This window comes from Microbacterium sp. CCNWLW41 (genome assembly GCF_037083505.1).
The window spans coordinates 34,060-54,210 of sequence record NZ_JBAOJP010000007.1; the positions used below are offsets into that span (position 1 = coordinate 34,060).

Genomic DNA, 20,151 nt, shown 5'->3' on the forward strand with positions numbered 1-20,151 from the left:
TCGGTGGGCTCGTAAGCGGGGACGCCGACGAGACGAATGTGCGCGGTCGCGGGGACCGGGACCATAGGCTGATGGGTGCTGGTGGACATGTGCGTGTCCTCCTTCGTTTTTGGTGGGGCGTCCGTTGCCGCGGGCGCCCCGTCTTTCGTCTGGGGTCAGGTGAGGGCGAGCGCGCCGAGCCGGACTCGGAGGCGTTCGAGGCCGCGGGCGGTGACGCGGACCTGCGGGGCGACCGGGACGAGCTCGCCAGTGTCGTGGTCGCGGCGGGGCGGCTGCGCCCGCTCGGTCAGGTAGCCGTCGTGCACGGCGGTCGAGTAGTCGCGCCAGCGGCGGTCACCGCCGCGGAAGATCCACCGCAGCTCGCGGAGCTGCTCGAACAGGCGCTGCGGGCCGGTGTCCACGCCGGCGCGTTGCAGGATCTTCGCCGCATCGCCGACCGCATAGTCCGTGCCCGCGTCGGCGAGCTCGTCCCACGCCTGCGCGCGCGGGGTCAGGACCGCGATGTGCTCGTCCTTCTCCGCGATCGCCGCCGTCGCTTCCAGAACGGCGCGCGCCAGGAGCTGCTCACGGGACTCCGGCGCGACATACGCGCCCGTGCGGCGGATGCTCGGCAGCACCTCGCGAGTCACCCAGCGTCGGAACGCGAGCGCGTCCGGCTTGTCGGATCGGATCGCGACCTCGTACAGGCCCGACTCGTTCACGACCCGAGCGCTCTGCACCCGGCCCATCGAGTCGATGACCTCAGCGTGGCTTAGGGCATCCGGGTCCACCCTCGTCGCCGTCACCGACGGATTGCTCAGCCCCAGCACGGCACACACGTCAGCGAGCACGAACCACGGCTCACCATCGATCAGCACCGTCCGGACCTCGCGGCCCTCGAACCGGAACACCTCCAGCGCGCTCATCGCGCACCTCCTAGAGTGATCCGCATGGAATGGTGGGAATGGGTCACCTGGGGCGTCACTACGGCGATAGCGATCGCCGCTTTCCTTCTGAGCGTCGTCAACGCGGTCCGCGCCTCCCGGGCCGAACGTCGAACCGAGAAGGCCGACGCACGCCTCGAACGGATCGAACGGCTTGAGCGCGTCCAGTTCGAGATCCGTCGAGCCCCGAACGCCCCCGAGCTGTTCGGCCTGGTGAACACCGGCACCGACACCGTCGAGGGGATCGAGATCGATCCCGCGTCCGTGCTCGGCGTTACGTTTCGCGGGTCACTGAGCAGAGGTCGCCTTGAGCCGACCGAGCGCCACACGTTCATGCTGGAAGTGCCGGACAAACACGCGAAGCTGCCTGCATCCTTACGAATCACTTGGACTCACCCCTACGAAGGCGAGCGTCGAGTGCCGCTTCCAACCGATGCTGACGAGCCTTGGTCCGCCGCAGTGTTCGGCTAGTCCGAACCTCGAGGACGATCCCCGCCAGCCCGACCAGCCCGATGATCGACGACATGATCAACACCGCGCTCACGACGCCACCGCCATGTCAGCGGCCTCGATCGCCGCGTCAGAGTAGAACGCGGCCACCGGGACCCCGATGACGGGCGCGATGGCGATCAGGTCGGCGGCCGTGAACGGGGTCTCGCCCGACATGCGCCGCCACGTTGCCATGCGCGAGAGATGCAGCGCGGCCGCGATTGCCGCCTGCTTGGTCTTGGTCTCGGCAGCGAGTCCACGCACCCGGCGGGCCACATCCGCATTCGTTTCTATCGCCATGCGTTAGAACGTAAGCCACCAAGAGAGAATGTCAAAGCACTTGGGACACCTACCGCGTGTCGATGTAACACGGGGTAGCGCAAACGTATCGAAATCAGTTACATTTGTGGCATGACAGATGCAGCCGCGCAGTCCTCAGAGCGACCTTCAGCGAACGAGACCGTCGCAAGCAACATCCGCGCCGAGCTGGCCCGAATCGGATCTCGGCCCGCCGACCTCGCGCGCGCGATCGGTGAGGGCGATATGTGGCTCAGTCGCCGCCTGGGGAGCAAGGTCGCGTTCTCCACGAACGAAGTACAGCTGATCGCCGATGTACTCGGCCTCGAGCCTGGCGACCTCTTCACGTTCCACGGACGCAGAACGCCCCGCCTTGGGGGCGGGGCAGGGCGGCGGAGTCTCTACCTTCTGGATTCGGTGGGCCCTGCCGGGATCGAACCGACGACATCCACGGTGTAAACGTGGCGCTCTACCAGCTGAGCTAAAGGCCCGCGCTCGGAAGTCTACCGATCCCGACAGCGTGCGGCGACGGACCTAGACTGGCGGCCATGGCGGAACGGGGAGGCAGCGGGAGCCTCGTCGACCTGCTCGACCGGCGGTGGGGGCGCGCCTACTTCGCGTTCCAGGCGCTCGCGGGGATCACGTGGTGGATCGGAGTCTTCACCACCCCGCTCGTCCGCGACAGCACACTGGGACGCCTCGATCCCGTCCTCGTCGCGGTGCTCGACATCCCGCTCTTCGTCGGCGCCTCCGTGCTCGTCGCCGCCGGTGTCCGTGCCGCCGTGTGGGTGGCGGTCCCCTGGACGGCGCTCGTCTCGATCGGCATGGCGACGTACGCGACGGTGACCGGGCTGGGCGGATGGGGCGCCCTGGCGATGGCGGTCGCCGCGCTCGCCTCGGTCGGGGCCGGAATCCTCGTGCTTCTCGACCGCGTGCCCGTCGAGTGGATCGTCGTCGGACCGTTTCGGTTCCGGTCCGCTCCCCCGGCTCCCGCCGGAACCCACCTCGCCCGCACCGGTATCCAGACTCTCGTGTTCTCCGGCGTGCTGCTCCTGGCCGTCCCCCTGGTCATCCTCTTCTTCGAGCAGCGTTGGGGACTGCACCCACCCATGCCGCCCGCCGTGCGCCTCGCAGGCGCGGCCCTGTTCGTGCCCGCGCTCGCGCTCTCGCTCTGGTCCGGCGTCGCCGTCTCGCTCCGTGGCGGCGGGACGCCGCTGCCGTCCGTCATGCCGAACTGCCTCGTCGTCACCGGTCCGTACCGGTTCGTGCGCAACCCCATGGCCGTGGGCGGGATCGCGCAGGGGGTCGCGGTGGGACTGATGCTCGGATCCTGGCTCGTCGTCGCCTACGCGCTGGCCGGATCGGTGGTGTGGAACACCCTGGTGCGCCCGCAGGAGGAGGCCGACCTCGAACGCCGCTTCGGCCGGGAGTTCCTCGACTATCGGGAGGACGTCTCCTGCTGGATCCCCCGGCTGCGCCCGCGCGCCGCGGAGAGGACCCGCGGGCACCACGGGTCGGCGACCTCACCGCCCGATGCGCATCTCGACCCCCGCGAACGGGGCTAGGGTATCCAACAAGGCGTGCTGTACGAATGCGACAAGCGTTCCTCATGCCTCATCCCGTTTCCTTGGCACGACCTGCCAGACAGACGAAAGGCTCCCCGTGACCGTTCACGATCAGGATCCGTACTCTCAGGGCCCGCTGGACAGCGACCCCGAGGAGACCGGCGAATGGCAGCAGTCCCTCGACGAACTCGTGGAGGCGAAGGGCCACGGCCGCGGACGAGAGATCATGCTCAGTCTGCTCAAGCGCTCCAAGGAGCTGCATCTGGGCGTCCCGATGGTCCCGACGACGGACTACATCAACACGATCGCCCCGGAGAACGAGCCCGACTTCCCCGGCGACGAGGAGATCGAACGCCGCTACCGCGCGTGGATCCGCTGGAACGCGGCCATCACGGTCCACCGCGCCCAGCGACCCGGCATCGGCGTCGGCGGTCACATCTCCACGTATGCCTCCTCGGCCGCCCTCTACGAGGTCGGCTTCAACCACTTCTTCCACGGCGCGGACGCCTCCGGCGGCGCCGACCAGATCTTCATCCAGGGGCACGCTTCTCCGGGCATCTACGCCCGGTCGTTCCTTGAGGGACGCCTCACCGAGCAGCACCTGGACGGATTCCGGCAGGAGGCCTCGGCCGCCCCGTACGGGCTTCCCTCCTACCCGCACCCGCGGCTCATGCCGGAGTACTGGCAGTTCCCGACCGTGTCGATGGGTCTGGGACCGATCAACGCGATCTACCAGGCGATGTCCAACAAATACCTGGAGAACCGCGGGATCAAGGACACCTCGGGCTCGCACGTGTGGGCGTTCCTCGGCGACGGGGAGATGGACGAGGTCGAGAGCCGCGGACAGCTCCAGGTGGCCGCGAACGAGGGCCTGGACAACCTCACCTTCGTGATCAACTGCAACCTGCAGCGGCTGGACGGCCCGGTGCGCGGCAACGGCAAGATCATCCAGGAGCTGGAGAGCTTCTTCCGCGGCGCCGGCTGGAACGTCATCAAGGTCATCTGGGGCCGGGAGTGGGACGACCTCCTCGCCCGCGACGCCGACGGCGCCCTGCTGAACATCATGAACTCGACCCCGGACGGCGACTACCAGACGTACAAGGCCGAGTCGGGCGCGTTCATCCGCGAGCACTTCTTCGGGCAGGACGAGCGGGCGGCGAACCTCGTCAAGGACTACTCGGACGAGCAGATCTGGAACCTCAAGCGCGGCGGCCACGACTACCGCAAGGTCTACGCGGCCTTCAAGGCGGCCACCGAACACAAGGGCCAGCCGACGGTCATCCTCGCCAAGACGGTCAAGGGCTATGGCCTGGGCCCGCACTTCGAGGGGCGCAACGCGACGCACCAGATGAAGAAGATGACCCTCGAGAACCTGAAGACGTTCCGCGACGCGATGCACATCCCGATCACGGACGCGCAGCTCGAGGAGAACCCGTACCTGCCCCCGTACTACAACCCGGGACCCCAGGACGAGACCATCCAGTACATGCTGGAGCGACGCAAGGGGCTCGGCGGGTTCCTCCCGGAGCGTCGCAGCACCCACGTGGGTCTCAGCCTTCCGGACGAGAAGGCGTACGCCCTTCCCAAGAAGGGCTCGGGCACGCAGGAGGTCGCCACCACGATGGCGTTCGTGCGTCTGCTGAAGGACCTGCTGCGCTCGAAGGACTTCGGGCACCGGATCGTGCCGATCATCCCGGACGAGGCGCGCACCTTCGGCATGGACGCGTACTTCCCGACCGCGAAGATCTACAACCCGAACGGCCAGCACTACACCTCGGTCGACCGCGAGCTCCTCCTCGCCTACAAGGAGAGCCCGCAGGGACAGATCGTCCACGTCGGCATCAACGAGGCCGGCGCCCTGGCCGCGTTCACGGCGACGGGCACCTCGTACGCCACGCACGGCGAGCCGCTGATCCCGATCTACATCTTCTACTCGATGTTCGGCTTCCAGCGCACCGGCGACGCGCAGTGGGCCGCCGGCGACCAGATGACCCGCGGGTTCATCATCGGTGCCACGGCGGGCCGCACGACGCTCACCGGCGAGGGCCTGCAGCACGCCGACGGGCACTCGCACCTGCTCGCGGCGACGAACCCGGCGACGGTGTCGTACGACCCCGCCTACGGCTACGAGATCGCGCACATCGTCCGTTCCGGCCTGGAGCGGATGTACGGCGGCGAGCACGCCGACCCGAACGTCATGTACTACCTCACGGTGTACAACGAGCCGATGATCCAGCCGGCCGAGCCGGAGGGCGTGGACGTCGACGGCATCGTCCGCGGCATCCACCGCGTGTCCGTCGGAGAGGGAGACGGGCACCGGGCGCAGATCCTCGCCTCGGGCGTGGGCCTGCCGTGGGCCCACGAGGCGCAGCAGCTCCTGAAGGACGACTGGGGCGTCGTCGCCGACGTGTGGTCGGTGACGAGCTGGACCGAGCTGCGCCGTGACGGCCTGGCCGCGGACGAGCACAACTTCCTCCACCCGGAGCAGGAGCCGCGCACGGCGTACCTGACCGAGAAGCTGAAGGACGCGCAGGGTCCGGTCGTCGCCGTCAGCGACTTCATGAACGCGGTCCAGGACCAGATCCGCCCGTGGGTCGCCCAGCCGTACTACACGCTGGGAGCCGACGGCTTCGGGTTCTCCGACACCCGGGCCGCCGCACGACGGTTCTTCAAGATCGACGGCCCGTCCATCGTGGTCCGCACCCTGCAGGCGCTCGCCGACGCGGGCGCGGTGGACCGTGCGCTCGTCGGCCAGGCGATCGAGAAGTATCGCCTGCACGACGTCAACGCCGGGACCAGCGGCAACGCGGGCGGCGAGAGCTGACACCCGCGTGACCGACCCGTCCCCCACGATGACCAAGGCGTCGACGCTCACGTGGCTGCGACGCATCTCCGGGGACCTGGCCACGGCGACGCTCCAGCGGCTCGAGGAGTCGCTGCCCTGGTACGCCGAGATGCCACCGGCCCGACGGTCCGCCGTCGGGCTGGTGGCCCAGGCCGGGATCACGTCGTTCATCCAGTGGTACGACGACCCGACATCGACGCCGTGGATCGCCGCCGACATCTTCGCCGCGGCGCCGCGTGAGCTGCTGCGCAGCGTCAGCCTGCAGCAGACGCTGCAGCTCATCCGCGTGACCGTCGAGGTCACCGAGGAGCGCGTCGCCGGCAAGGGCGAGCATCTGCGCGAGGCGATCCTGCTGTACTCCCGGGACGTCGCGTTCGCCGCGGCCGACGTCTATGCCCGGGCTGCGGAAGCCCGCGGCCTCTGGGACGCCCGCCTGGAGGCGCTCGTCGTCGACTCGATCCTGACCGGCGAGGCCGATGAGGAGCTGCCCAGCCGGATCGCCGCGCTCGGCTGGCACGGCCACGGCGAGGTGTGCGTCATCGTGGGCACCACGCCGCCGCAGTTCGACGTCGACCAGGTGCGGCGCACCGCTCGCAAGCTCTCGGTCGACGTGCTCATCGGCGTCCAGGGATCGCGTCTGGTCCTCGTGATCGGGCGGGCGCGGTCGGCATCCAAGGCCGAGGACGAGGGCGACGCCGAGGAGGAGCAGCTGTCGTTCAGCGAGATCGCGAGGCGGCTCGAGCCGTCGTTCGGCCCCGGCTACGTCGTCGTCGGCCCCGCGGTCGCCGCGCTCGTCGATGCGGGACAGAGCGCCCGTGCCGCGCTGGCCGGGTTCGCCGTCGCGAAGGCCTGGCGCGGCGCCCCCCGTCCGGTCGAGGCGGACGACCTGCTCCCCGAACGGACCATCGCCGGCGATCCGCTCGCCAAGCAGACGCTCATCGAGCGGATCTACCGCCCGCTGCAGGCGCATTCGACCGATCTCATCACCACGCTGTGGAGTTACCTCGACAATGGCCGATCGCTGGAGGCGACCGCCCGTGAGCTCTTCGTGCACCCGAACACCGTGCGCTATCGCCTGAAGCGGGTGAGCGAGGTGATCGGGTGGGACGCGACCGGACCACGCGAGGCCCTGATCCTGCAGACCGCGCTCGTGCTCGGATCGATCGGGGCGGCCGAGCCCGTGCGCCGCCGCACCCATCCGCGCCGTCCGCGGTGACCTCGCTGTACGCCACACACAACTGTTCCTCGGATTCTTGTGAGGGATGTGCCACCGAAACCGCGCATTCGTTGGCAGACTGGAACCCGTGATCGTCGTCGCATGTCCCGGACAGGGCTCTCAGACCCCCGGCTTCCTCTCCCCCTGGCTCGAGCTCGAAGGAGTCGCCGAGCTGCTGGACTCCTTCTCCGAGGCGGCTGAGGTGGACCTCGCCCTGCACGGCACGGAGTCGGACGCCGACACGATCCGTGACACCCGGATCGCGCAGCCGCTCATCGTCGCCGCGTCGATGATCGCCGGCAAGCTCCTGCGCGAGCGCGCCGGACGAACGCCGGACGGGATCGCGGGCCACTCGGTCGGCGAGCTCGCTGCCCTGGCCGGCGCCGGGGTCGTTTCGGGAACCACCGCGATGCGTCTGGTCGGCATCCGCGGCCGAGCCATGGCCGATGCGGCCGCCGCCACGCCCACCGGCATGAGCGCGGTGCTCGGCGGTGATGAGGACGCGGTCCTCGCCCGACTCGCCGAGCTGGAACTGACCCCCGCGAACTACAACGGCGGTGGCCAGATCGTCGCGGCCGGGGCCCTCCCGGCCCTCGCCGCGCTCTCCGAGGAGCCGGTGCGGGGCACGCGCGTCATCCCGCTGCAGGTGGCCGGCGCGTTCCACACCTCCTATATGGCTCCCGCGGTGGATACCCTCCGTGCGGCCGTCGACGGCGTCGAGGCGCAGGATCCCCAGACCCTGCTATGGACGAACCACGACGGATCCGTCGTCTCGGACGGACCCGCGGCGCTGGAGCTCCTCGTGAACCAGGTCGCCTCCCCCGTGCGCTGGGATCTCTGCATGGCGTCGTTCGCCGAGCACGGCATCACCGGCCTCATCGAGCTCACCCCCGCCGGCGCGCTCACCGGTCTCGCCAAGCGCGGGCTGCGGGGCGTGCCGGCCGTCGCGGTGAAGACCCCCGAAGACCTCGACGCGGCCGTGGCGCTGCTGAACGGAGAAGCCGCATGACCGGGCTCACGCAGGCCACCGGGCCCGCCTACACGCGCATCTACGCATACGGCGCCGCACGCGGCGAGAACGCCGTCCCCAACGAAGACCTCGTCGGTCCGATCGATTCCAGCGACGAGTGGATCCGCCAGCGGACCGGAATCGTCACGCGGGTCCGGGCGGACGCCGGCACGGACGCGATCGACCTCGCCACCGAGGCCGCCAAGGAGGCCGTCGCGACCGCGGGCATCGACCCGCGGGACGTCGACCTCGTGATCGTGGCGACGATCAGCAACCCGAAGCAGACCCCGTCCGTGTCGGCGATCGTCGCGGACCGGATCGGCGCGAACCCCGCCGCGGCCTACGACATGAACGCCGCGTGCGCGGGGTACGCGTACGGTATCGCCCAGGCCGACGCCCTGATCCGCGCCGGAGCGGCCCGGTACGCCGTCGTGATCGGCGCCGAGAAGCTATCCGACATCGTCGATCCGACCGACCGGAGCATCTCGTTCCTGCTCGGCGACGGCGCCGGCGCCGCGGTCGTAGGCCCGAGCGACACGCCGGGCATCTCCCCCGCGGTGTGGGGCTCGGACGGTTCCAAGGCTGACGCCGTCGGCATGAACCACACCCTCGTCGACTTCCGCGACGGGAAGGCTCCGTGGCCGACCCTGCGCCAGGAGGGCCCGACCGTGTTCCGCTGGGCCGTCTGGGAGATGGTCAAGGTCGCTCGGGAGGCGCTGGAGAAGGCCGGAGTGGAGGCTTCGGATCTCGCCGCCTTCATCCCGCACCAGGCGAACATGCGGATCGTCGACGAGTTCGCCAAGCAGCTGAAGCTCCCGGAGGGCACGGTGATCGCGCGCGACATCGAGACCACCGGCAACACGTCCGCGGCCTCGATCCCGCTCGCCAGTCACCGTCTCATGCAGGAGCACCCCGAGCTCAGCGGCGGCCTCGCCCTGCAGATCGGATTCGGCGCGGGTCTCGTGTTCGCCGCGCAGGTCGTCGTGCTCCCCTGACGAGCCGTCGTCGCCTCCTAGACTGTTCACCGGTTCCGAAACCATCCAAGAAAGAGGAAAAGCCATGGCTTTCACCAACGATGAGGTCCTCGCGGGCCTCGCCGAGCTCATCACCGACGAGACGGGCATCGACGCCTCCGAGGTCGCCCTCGAGAAGTCCTTCACGGACGACCTCGACATCGACTCGATCTCGATGATGACGATCGTCGTCAACGCCGAGGAGAAGTTCGGCGTGACCATCCCGGACGACGAGGTCAAGAACCTCAAGACCGTCAAGGACGCGGTCGACTTCATCGTCGCCGGCCAGGAGTGACACCCGTGGATGCCACCCCCGCGTCCGCGGGGCGTGGCGTCCTCGCCTCATGGCGCCTTCTCCCCCACACGGACACATGACCCGCGATCGCGGACACCCAGCCCCACAAGGACTCCCCACATGACCAAGCGCATCGTCGTCACCGGCATCGGCGCGACCTCCGGGATCGGAGGGACGGCTCCCGAGAACTGGGCCAATCTCCTCGCCGGCGCGTCCGGCACCCACACCCTGGAGCACGACTGGGTCGCGCAGTACGAGCTGCCCGTGACCTTCGCGGCCGAGGCCTCCGTCCGGCCCGAGGAGGTCCTGCCCCGTCATGAGGCCAAGCGGCTCGACCCGTCGACGCAGTTCGCCCTCATCGCCGCCAGAGAGGCCTGGGAGGACGCCGGCGCGCCCGACGTCGAGCCCGAGCGGCTCGGCATCGACTGGGCGACGGGCATCGGCGGACTGTGGACGCTGCTCGATGCCTGGGACACCCTGCGCGAGAAGGGTCCACGGCGTGTGATGCCGCTGACGGTCCCGATGCTCATGCCGAACGCCGGCGCGGGGAACCTCTCGCTGCACTTCGGCGCGAAGGCGTACGCCCGCTCCGTGGTCAGCGCGTGCGCGTCGAGCACGGAATCCATCGTCAACGCCTACGAGCACCTGCAGGACGGACTCGCGGACGTCGTGATCGCGGGAGGCGCGGAATCCGCGATCCACCCGATCACGATGGCCGCGTTCGCGTCCGCACAGGCGCTCTCGCGTCGCAACGACGACCCGGAGCACGCATCGCGACCCGGTGCCGTCGACCGCGACGGCTTCGTGATGGGCGAAGGCGGCGCCGCGGTCGTCATGGAGACCGAGGAGCACGCCAAGGCCCGCGGAGCGAAGATCTACGCCTACGTCGTGGGCGGCGGGGTCACCGCGGACGCCTACCACATCACCGGCAACGACCCCGAGGGATGGGGGGCGGCCCGCGCGGTCGAGCAGGCGCTGGCCGCGGCCGGGGCCACCGCCGACGAGGTCACCCACATCAACGCCCACGCCACCTCGACCCCGGTCGGCGACCCGAACGAGTACGTCGCGCTCAAGCGCATCTTCGGCGACCGCCTGGACGAGATCCCCGTCTCGGCCACCAAGGCGTCGACGGGGCACCTTCTCGGCGGCACCGGCGCACTGGAAGCGGTGTTCACCATCCTGGCGCTGCGCGACCGCGTCGCACCGCCCACGATCAACATGACCGAGCAGGATCCCGAGGTGCCGTTCCGGCTCTCCGGCGAGCCGCAGCCGCTCGGAGAGGGCCCGCAGCTCGCCATCAGCAACTCGTTCGGCTTCGGCGGACACAACGCGGTCGCCGCGTTCCGCAGCTACGACGGCTGAGACCCGTCCGCTCGTCTCGAGACCCCGAGGCCCCCGGGATGATCCCGGGGGCCTCGTATCGTCCGGGGCGCCGATTCCCTTTCCCGCCGGCCGGGTCCTTGCTCTCCGGTCTTCGGTAGTCGGGCCTCTGCGCCCCTGCCTGATCCCGACCCCGACGAGACGCCGGAATCGGACGCGGCTAGCCGACCTTGTGGAGCCAGACCACGTGCGCGTCGTCGCTCGCGTGCCGGAAGGGCTCGAGCTCTTCGTCCCACGCCGCACCCAGCGCGACGTCGAGCTCGCGCTGGAGGTCGACGGCGTTCCCGGCGGCGATCTCCATCGCGTAACGGATGCGGTCCTCTCCGACGACGATGTTGCCGGCGGCGTCGGTCTGCGCGTAGTGGATGCCGAGCCCCGGCGTGTGCAGCCAGCGTCCGCCGTCGCTGCGCGGCGTCGGGTCCTCGGTCACCTCGAAACGGAGATGCTCCCAGCCACGGATCGCCGTCGCCAGCGCGGCTCCCGTCCCGACCGGGCCGTCCCAGTAGAACTCCGCCCTGCGGGCGCCTTCCAGCACGGGCTGGTCCGCCCACTCGAAGTTGACGGCGCGCCCGAGGGCGCGACCCACCGCCCACTCCAGGTGGGGGCAGAGCGCGCGTGGCGCGGAGTGGATGAACACCACTCCGCGTGCGTGTGCATTCGCCATGTTCTCTCCGTTTCCTCAGGTGCGTCTTCCCCTACGACCTGATCCGCGAAGCACGGCGTTCCTATGCGGTTATGCGCCCATTCTCACCGATGATCGGCGAAATCACAAGCATGTAACTCTTGACGTCGCCGGCGTGTCGGCGACGGCGTCCGCCGACAGGACGACGCGGGCCCCGGACGCTGTCGCGCCGGGGCCCGCGGCACGTGTCCGCCCTGGGGCGGTCACCGTGCGAGGAGGCTCAGGCCTCGCTCATCGCGATCTTCTCCTGCTGCCCCTTGGCGGCGTAGTAGGCCGCCCGGGCGGCGTCGCGCCGCGCCTGCTCGGCGTAGCCGGCGTCGAGGATGTCCTGCGAGACCTCATAGTTCTCGACGTCCTGCGTGCCGTGGTACTTCTCGATGTACGCGTCGAGCTCGGGGCCCGAGGTCCACGAGGTGATGAGGCAGTAGCGGGGCTCGGTGCCGTTGTGGGTAGCGGCGTGCCACAGACGCTGCGTGTCCACGATCAGCTGTGCGCCGGCCGGCAGGGCGATGCGGTACTCCACGCTCGGGTCGGTCCGGTTCTCGCGCAGGACGAAGTAGCTGTCCTTGTCGTCGGTCAGGTTGAAGAAGCCGCGAACGACCCAGCCGGTGCCGTCGGGGTTGAGGCGGTTGTTGTCGTCCTGGTGCAGGTTGTACAGGCACTCGCCGTACGTGGTCGGCTGCAGCTCGATCACGCGGCAGCGGCCGACGTTCGCACCCGGCTCCTGCGCCCGACGGGTCAGGTTCGGCGCCTTGGCCGTCTGCGCGTCGATCCAGACGCCGTCCTTGTCGGTGCGCGGCGGCACATGGTTCCAGAACCCGTTGCACTCGATCTCGCCCTTGGCCGAGGCCAGGGGGGCGAAGCGCGTGTCACCCGAGGACTTCCAGTCGACGTACTCGATGTCGAGCCACTCCTTGGGGTCGAGCTCCTGGGCGTAGCTGTCGAGGACGACGAAGCCCTTGTCCTCGAGGGCGGCGGACTTGATGTATCCCATGATCTGAGTCATGTCCTTTCATAAGGGGCCAGCGAAGTTTTTACAGGCCCTTCTTAGGACAGCCTAACATCGGGCTCCGCGCGTGCCCGGGGACCCCGCGCCGTGAAAAACCGACGGGCCGCCCGGAGCACCGGACGCCCGCTGCGGAGAGGGGCACGGCCTAAGCTGGAAGGGCCGGCGAGCGCGCAGCATGCCGGCGTACGAGGACCGCAGAGCAAGGGACGAGTCAGCAGAATGAGCATGGCCACGAACGTCGAGGCGACCGCAGTCAACACGATCGAATGGCTCTCCGCCGACTCCACGACCATCGTGGTCCCGGTGTATCAGAGGCAGTACCGCTGGGACATCGGCGGCTGCGAGCAGCTCCTCGCCGACGTCCGCGCGGTGGCGGCTCAGGACGACGCGCACCGCCACTTCATCGGCTCGATCCTGTCGGCTCAGGACGCCGGTGCCGACGCGGACCTCGTGCTGATCGACGGGCAGCAGAGGATCACCACCCTCATGCTCCTCGTCGCCGCCCTGCACCACACGGTGCGGGAGCAGGACCCGACGCTCGCCGCCGAGCTCGAGCGCGTCCTGGTGCGGGCCGACGACGCGACGCGCACGAAACTGCGCCCGCACCACGCGTGGGCGGACCTCTACGAGTCCGTCGTGCTGGACCGCCGCTCCCCCTCCGACGAGCGCGAGTCGCGCTTCGACGACAACTACGCCTTCTTCCGCAGTCAGGTCCACGCGGACGAGGCGCCCCGGATCTGGCGCGGGCTGCAGAAGCTGGAGCACGTGTCCATCACGCTCGGCGCGGACGCGAACGCCCAGCAGATCTTCGAGAGCCTGAACTCGACGGGAGAGCCCCTTCGCGACCACGAGCTGATCCACAACTACGTGCTGATGGGCCTGTCCCACGCCGAGCAGCTCGCGGTGGAGACGGAGTTCTGGCTGCCGATCGAACGCAACACCGGGGAGCTCATCGGCGCGTTCTGGCGTCACTTCCTGATCATGACGACCGGCCGAGAGGTGGCCGTCGCCGGCGAGCACGGCGTGTACAGCGCCTTCCGCCAGAGCTTCCCGCACCTCGGGCTGGACGAGCTGCGGACGCAGGCGGGCGTCTGGCGCGAGTTCTCGGAGATCTACCGGGTGCTGCTCGATCCCTCCCGCGAGCCCGATCCCGACATCCGTCGCCAGCTCCGGTACGTGAACACGTTCGGACGCGCGACGTACCCGCTGCTGCTCAGCGCCTACCGCGACCACTCTCTCGGCCTGATCGGCAAGGACGAGCTCATCGGCACGCTGGAGAACGTCCAGTCGCTCCTGCTGCGGCGCAGCGTGGTGGGCGTCCCGACCGATCGCCTGATCGCCCGGCTCTGCCGCGCCCGCGCCCAGGGCCCGGAACAGCTTCTGCGCGCCATCGCCCGGATCACCCCCTCCGACGAGCGCGTCCGGGTCGCGCTGAAGTACAGCGAGCTCCCCCACGCGGCCTACGTCCTGAGCCGGCTCGAGGGGATCGACGATCCGGAGGCCTTCGACGTCGAGCACATCGTCCCGCTGGCGCCGCATGAGTCCTGGTCCGGCGACGGCGAGCGCCCGTGGAGCGAGTACACGGAGGACGAGCAGAACAGTCACCGTGCGCTGGCGCCGACTCTGGGGAACCTCACGCTGCTGGAGGGGCCGCTGTCAGAGCGGGTGTTCGGGGCCTCCTTCCCCGACAAGCGCGACGCCTATGCGCGCAGCCGTGCCGCGGCCACCCGCGTGCTCGCGACGCGCGACGCCTGGGGCACCTCCGCCATCGCCGCGCGGACGGTGGAGCTGACGGAGACGTTCGTGTCGGTGTGGAAGCGGCCGGCGGTCACCGACATCGACGACGACGGACTGACCCCGATCCTGGACGCCGTACGCCGACGCGGATGGCCCCAGGGCTGGGACCGCGAGTTCGAGTACGTGGAGTACCGCGGCGAGCACTGGGAGGTCTACGACGTCAAATACCTCTTCAACCGTGTGTTCCGGCGGGGATGGACCGACACCCGCGACGCCGTGCTCGCGTACAGCGCCCGTCGGGGAGGCCCGATCTACGGGGAGAAGGCGTGGAACGGACAGTGGGACGAGCTGGACGAGAGCCACTTCCTCTACATGGGCTGGGACTCCAAGTACATGATGGGCGCGATCCAGGGTCTGCTGGAGGAGTCCGGACTCGCCCCGGAGGTCTTCGTCAAGTACTCCTACATCGGGAACGTGATGTGATGACCTCGGCGCGCACCGTCGTCCGCCGGATGCAGGATCTGACGGTTCACGAGCACACGCTGACGCTTCCCCTCGTGTGGGGGGACCCTTCCGACACCCGCACCATCGACGTCTTCGCCGCGGTCGTGTCGAGGCCCGGCGGCGAGGAGCTCCCGTTCCTCGTCTTCCTCCAGGGCGGCCCCGGACACGAGGCGCCCCGGGCCTTCCGCTCCCCCACGGGGCCGCTGTGGCTGGACGACGCCCTCCGGGAGTACCGCGTCGTCCTGCTGGACCAGCGGGGCACCGGGCGCTCGACCCCGGTCGGGGACCGAGATCTCGACGCGGGCCCTGATGCGGCCGCCGAGCGTCTCACCCATCTGCGCGCGGACGCGATCGTCCGCGACGCCGAGGCGTTGCGCGCGCATCTCGGCGCGGACCGGTGGAACCTGCTCGGGCAGTCGTTCGGCGGCTTCACCACGCTCGCCTACCTCAGTGCCTTCCCCGACGCCCTGGACCACGTGTACATCACCGGAGGGCTCAGCACCGTCACCCGCCACCCGGACGAGGTCTACGCGCTGTGCTACGACAAGATGCGCGACGCGTCGATCCGCTACTACCGGCGCTTCCCCGAGCACCGGGACCGGATGCGCCTCCTCGTCGACCGGGCCGCATCCGGCGGCATCGTGCTCCCGGACGGCGAGGTCGTCTCGCCGTCCCGCCTGCGTTCAATCGGCTCCGCCCTCGGCACCAACGACGGCTGGCAGTCGATCTGGTCCCTGCTCGAGCTCGACCCGGACTCCCCCGCCTTCCGGTACGACCTCGCCCGCGCGATGCCGTTCGACGGACGCAACCCGCTCTACTACGTGTTCCACGAGTCCAGCTACGCGAGCGGCCACACCACCTCGTGGTCCGCCGAACGGGTCGAGCCGGACGACTTCCGCGAGGACGTCACCCTGTTCACCGGCGAGCACATCCGCAGCGAGTGGACCGAGAGGGTGCCTGCGTTCCGCCCCTGGGCGGGCGTCGCCCGTGCGCTCGCCGAGCACCCGTGGCCGCGGATCTACGACGCCGAGGCCCTCGCCGCGTCCGGTGCGCGGGGTGCCGCCGCCGTCTACGTCAACGACGTCTACGTCCCGCTGGAGTTCTCCCTGGAGACCGCCGCGCTCCTGCCGGGCGTGACCCCGTGGATCACGAGCGAGTACGAGCACAACGGCCTGCGATCGGGCCCGGTCCTCGCCCGCCTGCAGGACATCGTGCACGGTCGCCGGGTGCGCTGACCCGGCGCCGCCCGGGCCCTGCCGTTGCAGGGCGCCCGCGTCAACCCCCTCGAGCATCGGTCGTCGGCTGCAGTAGCGTGCATCGTCCACGAACCCGACGGAAGGCGCAGACATGTCGCACGACGACGCACGAGAGCCCGCACACAGCCTCCCTGAGCCGACCAGGGGCGGAACGACGCACGCCGCCTGGGGCGCGGGGAATCCGCGGCTGCTCGTCTCCCGGGAGGACGAACGCCAGGTCTTCGATCTCGTCGACGACCGCACGGCGATCGGTTCCGCACCGGATGCGCAGCTCCGACTCGACGGCGCAGACCCCGTGCACGCGACGATCACGCATGACGACCGGGACGAGTACGTGCTGGAGCTGCACGCCGCCGGGGAGATGAACGCCCGCCCGGACGTCTCAGGAACCGACGCGGAGCGGGGCGAGATCCTCCGCACCGGGGCCCGGTTCACCGTGGCCGACTGGACCCTCGTGTTCCAGCGCGACGAGTTCGCGGATCATGGCCGCCCGTACGGCGGGCGCGAAGGCGGCGAGCTGTCCGACCAGCCTCCGCAGCCCGCGCGACCGGACTACCGGCGCGACGAGCCGGGCGACGAGCGCCCGCTGGAGGTACACGACAGCTGATGGCCGCGGACGACGACGGGGCGCGAAGGCGCCTCGTCGTCGTCCCCCACGAGCTCAGCTGTTGCGGAGCATGTCGATCAGTTCGCCCTTCCGGCGATCGGAGTAGCCGTGCAGACCGATCTCCTTCGCCCGATGGCGCAGCTCGTCGACCGTCCATTCCTCGTACGGCTCCGCTTCGCCGCCACGGCGACCGACCGCGGAACGACCGTCCCTGGCCGCGGCGTTCGCGATCCGCGCGGCCTTCTGCTTGGAGGCGCCGTCCTCGCGCAGCTCCTGGTAGACCTCTTCATCCTTCACGCTGTTCCTGCGCGAACCGGGCATGTCTCTGCTCCTCTCGTGTGATCCGTTCTCGCGGCCTCAGTCCACCTGTTCGCCCTGGGTCCGGATGAACTGTCGGTCCTCCGGGCCCAGACTCGCTCCGTCCGGGATGTCGGTGCCCGTGGATTCCGCGATCTCGCGGCGCACCTCCTCCGACAACGGGGCATCGAGGTCGCGGAGGATCCGATGCTTGGCTTCCATGGACAGCGTCGGCCACCACCGATGCGCGTCGTACTCGGCCATCCGGATCTCCTCTCGGCTCGGCGGACATCGCCCGCATCGCCAGGCTGTCGCGGTCACGCGGAGCGGACGAGGGCCTTGACGATCCCGGCTCGGCGTGACAATGCGCCGTCGTGTCAAGAGGCTGTCGCGGCGACGGCGTCCGTCTCAGAATGAGGGGCCCCTTCCGACAGGAGAACGCGATGACCGCAGACACGTTCGGGGTCGAGGAGGAGTTCATGCTCGTCGACCCGGCGCGGCTCACCCCCGTGCACGAGGGGCCGGCGGCGATCGCCGCTCTCCGCGGCGGCCGAGGATACGGAGATGTCGCCGCCGAGTTCCTCCCCTGCCAGATCGAGCACTCCACGCGGGTCTGTTCCGGCTGGGACGAGCTCGCGGACGAACTCCACACCTTCCGACAGGCGCTGTCGCACTGGGCCGACCGGCACGGGCTCCTGGCCGTCGGCAGCGGCACCCCGTACCGTCGGCCGCAGGAGACGGCGTCGCCGCGTTCCGCCCGCTATCGCCGCATCGCCCGCGACGTCGGAGCACTGACGCAGGAGCACCTCCTGAACGGCCTGCACGTGCATACCTGCATCTCGGACAGGAAGCAGGGGGTGCGAGTGATGAACGGCCTGCGCCCCTGGCTGCCGCTTCTGCTGGCCGTGTCCGCGAACTCCCCGTTCTGGGAGGGCCAGGACACCGGGTACCGGAGCTGGCGGGCGATCCAGACCCGGCGCTGGACCACCTACGGGGTGCCCCCGTTCCTCCGCGACGCGGACGAGTACGACCGGCTGCACGCGCGGTTGACCGACGTCGGCGCCACGCGGAAGGGCGATGGGCTCAACTGGGCGATCCGCTTCTCCGCACACCTGCCCACCATCGAGACCCGCGTGTGCGACGCCCAGCTGGCCCCTGCGGCGTCGGTCTCGCTCGCCGCCCTCCTCGTGACACTCGCCCGCTCCTTCGACGACGCCCGCGTCGAACCGGAGCCGGTGCCGTCGGCCGTGATCGATGCCGAGATGTGGCACGCCGCCCGCTACGGACTCTCCCGCGGCGCCTTCGACCCGGTTTCCGGCAGGCACGAGCGGACCGGCGTCGTCCTCGACCGGCTGCGCGCGACGATCCGCCCCGTGGCCACCGCATCGATGCGCGTGCTCATCGACGACCTTCTGGACGCGACATCGAGCGAACGCTCCGGAGCGGATCTCCAGCGCCGTGCCGGAAAGGAGGGCGACACCGCCCTCGCCTCCCTGTACCGCAGCGCGATGACCACCGCACCCTGAAAACCTTGTGTCCGCGGCACCCCGTGCCCGACCGCGTGCTCAGCGCCCTCCGCCGTCGATGTCGTCCTCTTCCCACTGGGTGCTCGGCGCCGTCGACGAGGACTCGGCGGGCTCGGGCACGAGGTACAGCCCGTGCGGCGAGTTCGCGGTGTACGCGAGCGCGTCGATCCACGCGACGTTCAGACGCGGCTGCCTGCTGCCGAAGTACTTGTAGACCATCGGCACCTGCGGATGCATCCAGACGCTCGTACGGCCGTCCCCGACGCTGGCGTCGTCGCGCCAGGTGAAGAAGAACGACTCGCCGCGGCGCAGTTTGCTGCCGATCACCACCTGCAGGTGGGCGAGCACCCGGTCGTCGAACTCCTTCTTGACGGTCCCGTCGTACGTGAGAGTGCCCATGCTCCTCCTTCGGGCGCGACTCCGGCGGGCCGGAGTCCGCCGTGGGGGAAGCCGCCCCGTGGTCCCAGGCTGGCATCGACCCGCCGTGGTGGCAAGTTCGGGGGCGGATCAGTCCGTCTGCTCCCCGCCGTGGATCTCTCCGCGCCATGCGCCCGTGGGGTGGTGCGTCTCGATGAACCGCTTGAAGTTCTCCAGGTCCCGGCGCACCATCGCGTCGTCGATGCCCAGGGCGGCCCCCGCGCGCTCGGAGAACGTCTCCGGCCGCCAGCTCATCTCCAGCGACACGCGCGTGCCACCCGACGGGTCCACCGCGAACCGGACGGTGCCGGCGTGGACCTCCTCGTCGACGCTGCGCCAGGTGATGTGATCATCGGGCACCTGGTCGACCACAGTGGCGGTGAACTCGCGTCTGACGCCGCCGATCTCCACCCGCCACCGCGTGCGCTCCGCTGTCGTCTGCTCGATGCTCTCCACCGCCGTCATGAAGTCGGGGAAGTCCTCGAACTGGGTCCACTGGTCGTAGGCGACCGGCACCGGGACGTCGACGACCGTGGATGCCCGCACTGTGCTGTACATGCTCGTCTCCTCGCGCTCGGAAGAGCGAGATTACGTCCCTCTCCGCACCGGCGCAGGAGGGTTCCGCCCGCCGGAGGGCATGAGTATGCTCCGCTACCCCGCTACCCGCGACGCCCGGCCAGGGCAACCCCCTCGCCGACGCCGACGCGTCGCCCTAGCCTCCGATCCAGAGGCGCATGGCGCCTTCGGCACGCGTGCCCCGCGTCGCCGCACGTCAGCCCCCGGGAGGACACCATGAACGCACGACACGACCCCGATCGCCCCGACCCTCGCGACCGCGGAGCACAGGGACACCCTTCCCAGGCGGAGGGAGAGGATCCGGACGCCCCGGAGGGCACGGACCCCTGGATCCCCGGCCACCCGTCCCAGGCCGAGGGCGAGGATCCCGATGACGACGCCGACTCCTGAGGGGATCGCCGAGGAGCGGCGGGCTCGTATCGGCATGGCCGTCGTGTTCTGGACCTGGATCACGATCCTGGGCGGCGGGCTGGTCGTCATGCTGGCCGTCGCCGGGGCGGGACGCTGA

General features: G+C 69.9%; 21 protein-coding genes and 1 tRNA gene. 13 read left to right on the forward strand and 9 right to left on the reverse strand.

What is annotated here, in order from left to right; all coding sequences use genetic code 11:
* Positions 1-155 precede the first annotated feature (155 nt).
* Positions 156-905 (reverse strand): phage antirepressor, encoded by a 750-nt coding sequence (locus V6R91_RS22670; RefSeq protein ID WP_336397187.1) that lies wholly within the window; start codon positions 903-905, stop codon positions 156-158.
* 24 nt (positions 906-929) lie between these two features.
* Here V6R91_RS22670 and V6R91_RS22675 point away from each other — a divergent pair, with 24 nt between their 5' ends.
* Entirely contained in the window at positions 930-1,394 is a 465-nt protein-coding gene (locus V6R91_RS22675) for a hypothetical protein (protein WP_336397188.1), read from the forward strand.
* A gap of 69 nt (positions 1,395-1,463) precedes the next feature.
* Here V6R91_RS22675 and V6R91_RS22680 read toward each other — a convergent pair whose 3' ends face one another.
* Together V6R91_RS22680 and V6R91_RS22685 are read right to left on the reverse strand one after the other, a co-directional pair.
* Positions 1,464-1,712, reverse strand: coding sequence for a hypothetical protein (locus V6R91_RS22680; protein WP_336397189.1), 249 nt, complete (start codon positions 1,710-1,712; stop codon positions 1,464-1,466).
* A 415-nt stretch (positions 1,713-2,127) separates the two neighbouring features.
* Positions 2,128-2,200, reverse strand: a tRNA-Val gene (locus tag V6R91_RS22685).
* 57 nt (positions 2,201-2,257) lie between these two features.
* Between V6R91_RS22685 and V6R91_RS22690 the strand changes: the two genes are divergently transcribed.
* The 7 genes from V6R91_RS22690 to V6R91_RS22720 all read left to right on the forward strand — a co-directional run bounded on the left by V6R91_RS22690 (position 2,258) and on the right by V6R91_RS22720 (position 11,014).
* The gene (locus V6R91_RS22690) at positions 2,258-3,274 is read left to right on the forward strand and encodes a methyltransferase family protein (protein WP_336397190.1); all 1,017 of its coding nucleotides are present in this window, start codon (positions 2,258-2,260) and stop codon (positions 3,272-3,274) included.
* 97 nt (positions 3,275-3,371) lie between these two features.
* Positions 3,372-6,098: a pyruvate dehydrogenase (acetyl-transferring), homodimeric type gene (aceE, locus tag V6R91_RS22695; protein ID WP_336397191.1), complete on the forward strand. Its 2,727-nt coding sequence runs from the start codon at positions 3,372-3,374 to the stop codon at positions 6,096-6,098.
* Positions 6,099-6,126: 28 nt separating this feature from the next.
* Complete coding sequence (locus tag V6R91_RS22700; RefSeq protein WP_271061107.1) at positions 6,127-7,335, forward strand: PucR family transcriptional regulator; 1,209 nt, start codon at positions 6,127-6,129, stop codon at positions 7,333-7,335.
* 88 nt (positions 7,336-7,423) lie between these two features.
* Entirely contained in the window at positions 7,424-8,344 is a 921-nt protein-coding gene (locus V6R91_RS22705) for an ACP S-malonyltransferase (protein WP_336397192.1), read from the forward strand.
* Complete coding sequence (locus V6R91_RS22710; protein WP_336397193.1) at positions 8,341-9,339, forward strand: beta-ketoacyl-ACP synthase III; 999 nt, start codon at positions 8,341-8,343, stop codon at positions 9,337-9,339. Before V6R91_RS22705 ends, V6R91_RS22710 begins: the two co-directional genes overlap by 4 nt.
* 64 nt (positions 9,340-9,403) lie before the next feature.
* Entirely contained in the window at positions 9,404-9,652 is a 249-nt protein-coding gene (locus V6R91_RS22715; protein WP_067243147.1) for an acyl carrier protein, read from the forward strand.
* A 120-nt stretch (positions 9,653-9,772) separates the two neighbouring features.
* Positions 9,773-11,014, forward strand: coding sequence for a beta-ketoacyl-[acyl-carrier-protein] synthase family protein (locus V6R91_RS22720; RefSeq protein ID WP_271061077.1), 1,242 nt, complete (start codon positions 9,773-9,775; stop codon positions 11,012-11,014).
* Between the two features lie 178 nt (positions 11,015-11,192).
* Here V6R91_RS22720 and V6R91_RS22725 read toward each other — a convergent pair whose 3' ends face one another.
* Together V6R91_RS22725 and V6R91_RS22730 are read right to left on the reverse strand one after the other, a co-directional pair.
* On the reverse strand, positions 11,193-11,696 hold the full coding sequence (locus V6R91_RS22725) for a DUF3145 domain-containing protein (RefSeq protein ID WP_336397194.1): 504 nt from the start codon (positions 11,694-11,696) through the stop codon (positions 11,193-11,195).
* 238 nt (positions 11,697-11,934) lie between these two features.
* Positions 11,935-12,708 carry a hypothetical protein gene (locus tag V6R91_RS22730; protein ID WP_336397453.1) on the reverse strand — a complete coding sequence of 258 codons (774 nt, stop codon included), beginning with the start codon at positions 12,706-12,708 and terminating at the stop codon, positions 11,935-11,937.
* Positions 12,709-12,948: 240 nt separating this feature from the next.
* On the opposite strand from V6R91_RS22730, the gene V6R91_RS22735 reads away from it, so the two are divergent.
* The 3 genes from V6R91_RS22735 to V6R91_RS22745 all read left to right on the forward strand — a co-directional run bounded on the left by V6R91_RS22735 (position 12,949) and on the right by V6R91_RS22745 (position 16,827).
* On the forward strand, positions 12,949-14,943 hold the full coding sequence (locus tag V6R91_RS22735; RefSeq protein ID WP_336397195.1) for a DUF262 domain-containing protein: 1,995 nt from the start codon (positions 12,949-12,951) through the stop codon (positions 14,941-14,943).
* The gene (locus V6R91_RS22740; protein WP_336397196.1) at positions 14,943-16,199 is read left to right on the forward strand and encodes an alpha/beta fold hydrolase; all 1,257 of its coding nucleotides are present in this window, start codon (positions 14,943-14,945) and stop codon (positions 16,197-16,199) included. Before V6R91_RS22735 ends, V6R91_RS22740 begins: the two co-directional genes overlap by 1 nt.
* Positions 16,200-16,311: 112 nt before the next feature.
* On the forward strand, positions 16,312-16,827 hold the full coding sequence (locus V6R91_RS22745; protein WP_336397197.1) for an FHA domain-containing protein: 516 nt from the start codon (positions 16,312-16,314) through the stop codon (positions 16,825-16,827).
* Positions 16,828-16,881: 54 nt separating this feature from the next.
* Here the strand turns inward: V6R91_RS22745 and V6R91_RS22750 are convergent, their stop codons facing one another.
* On the reverse strand, positions 16,882-17,148 hold the full coding sequence (locus tag V6R91_RS22750) for a DUF7218 family protein (protein WP_271062187.1): 267 nt from the start codon (positions 17,146-17,148) through the stop codon (positions 16,882-16,884).
* A gap of 36 nt (positions 17,149-17,184) precedes the next feature.
* On the reverse strand, positions 17,185-17,388 hold the full coding sequence (locus V6R91_RS22755) for a hypothetical protein (protein ID WP_067243140.1): 204 nt from the start codon (positions 17,386-17,388) through the stop codon (positions 17,185-17,187).
* 179 nt (positions 17,389-17,567) lie between these two features.
* Here V6R91_RS22755 and V6R91_RS22760 point away from each other — a divergent pair, with 179 nt between their 5' ends.
* The gene (locus V6R91_RS22760; RefSeq protein ID WP_336397198.1) at positions 17,568-18,650 is read left to right on the forward strand and encodes a carboxylate-amine ligase; all 1,083 of its coding nucleotides are present in this window, start codon (positions 17,568-17,570) and stop codon (positions 18,648-18,650) included.
* Positions 18,651-18,689: 39 nt separating this feature from the next.
* On the opposite strand, the gene V6R91_RS22765 is transcribed toward V6R91_RS22760, so the two are convergent.
* Positions 18,690-19,049 carry a DUF7882 family protein gene (locus V6R91_RS22765; protein ID WP_336397199.1) on the reverse strand — a complete coding sequence of 120 codons (360 nt, stop codon included), beginning with the start codon at positions 19,047-19,049 and terminating at the stop codon, positions 18,690-18,692.
* 108 nt (positions 19,050-19,157) lie between these two features.
* On the reverse strand, positions 19,158-19,625 hold the full coding sequence (locus tag V6R91_RS22770; protein WP_067243137.1) for an SRPBCC family protein: 468 nt from the start codon (positions 19,623-19,625) through the stop codon (positions 19,158-19,160).
* Positions 19,626-20,013: 388 nt separating this feature from the next.
* Between V6R91_RS22770 and V6R91_RS22775 the strand changes: the two genes are divergently transcribed.
* The gene (locus V6R91_RS22775) at positions 20,014-20,151 is read left to right on the forward strand and encodes a hypothetical protein (protein WP_336397200.1); all 138 of its coding nucleotides are present in this window, start codon (positions 20,014-20,016) and stop codon (positions 20,149-20,151) included.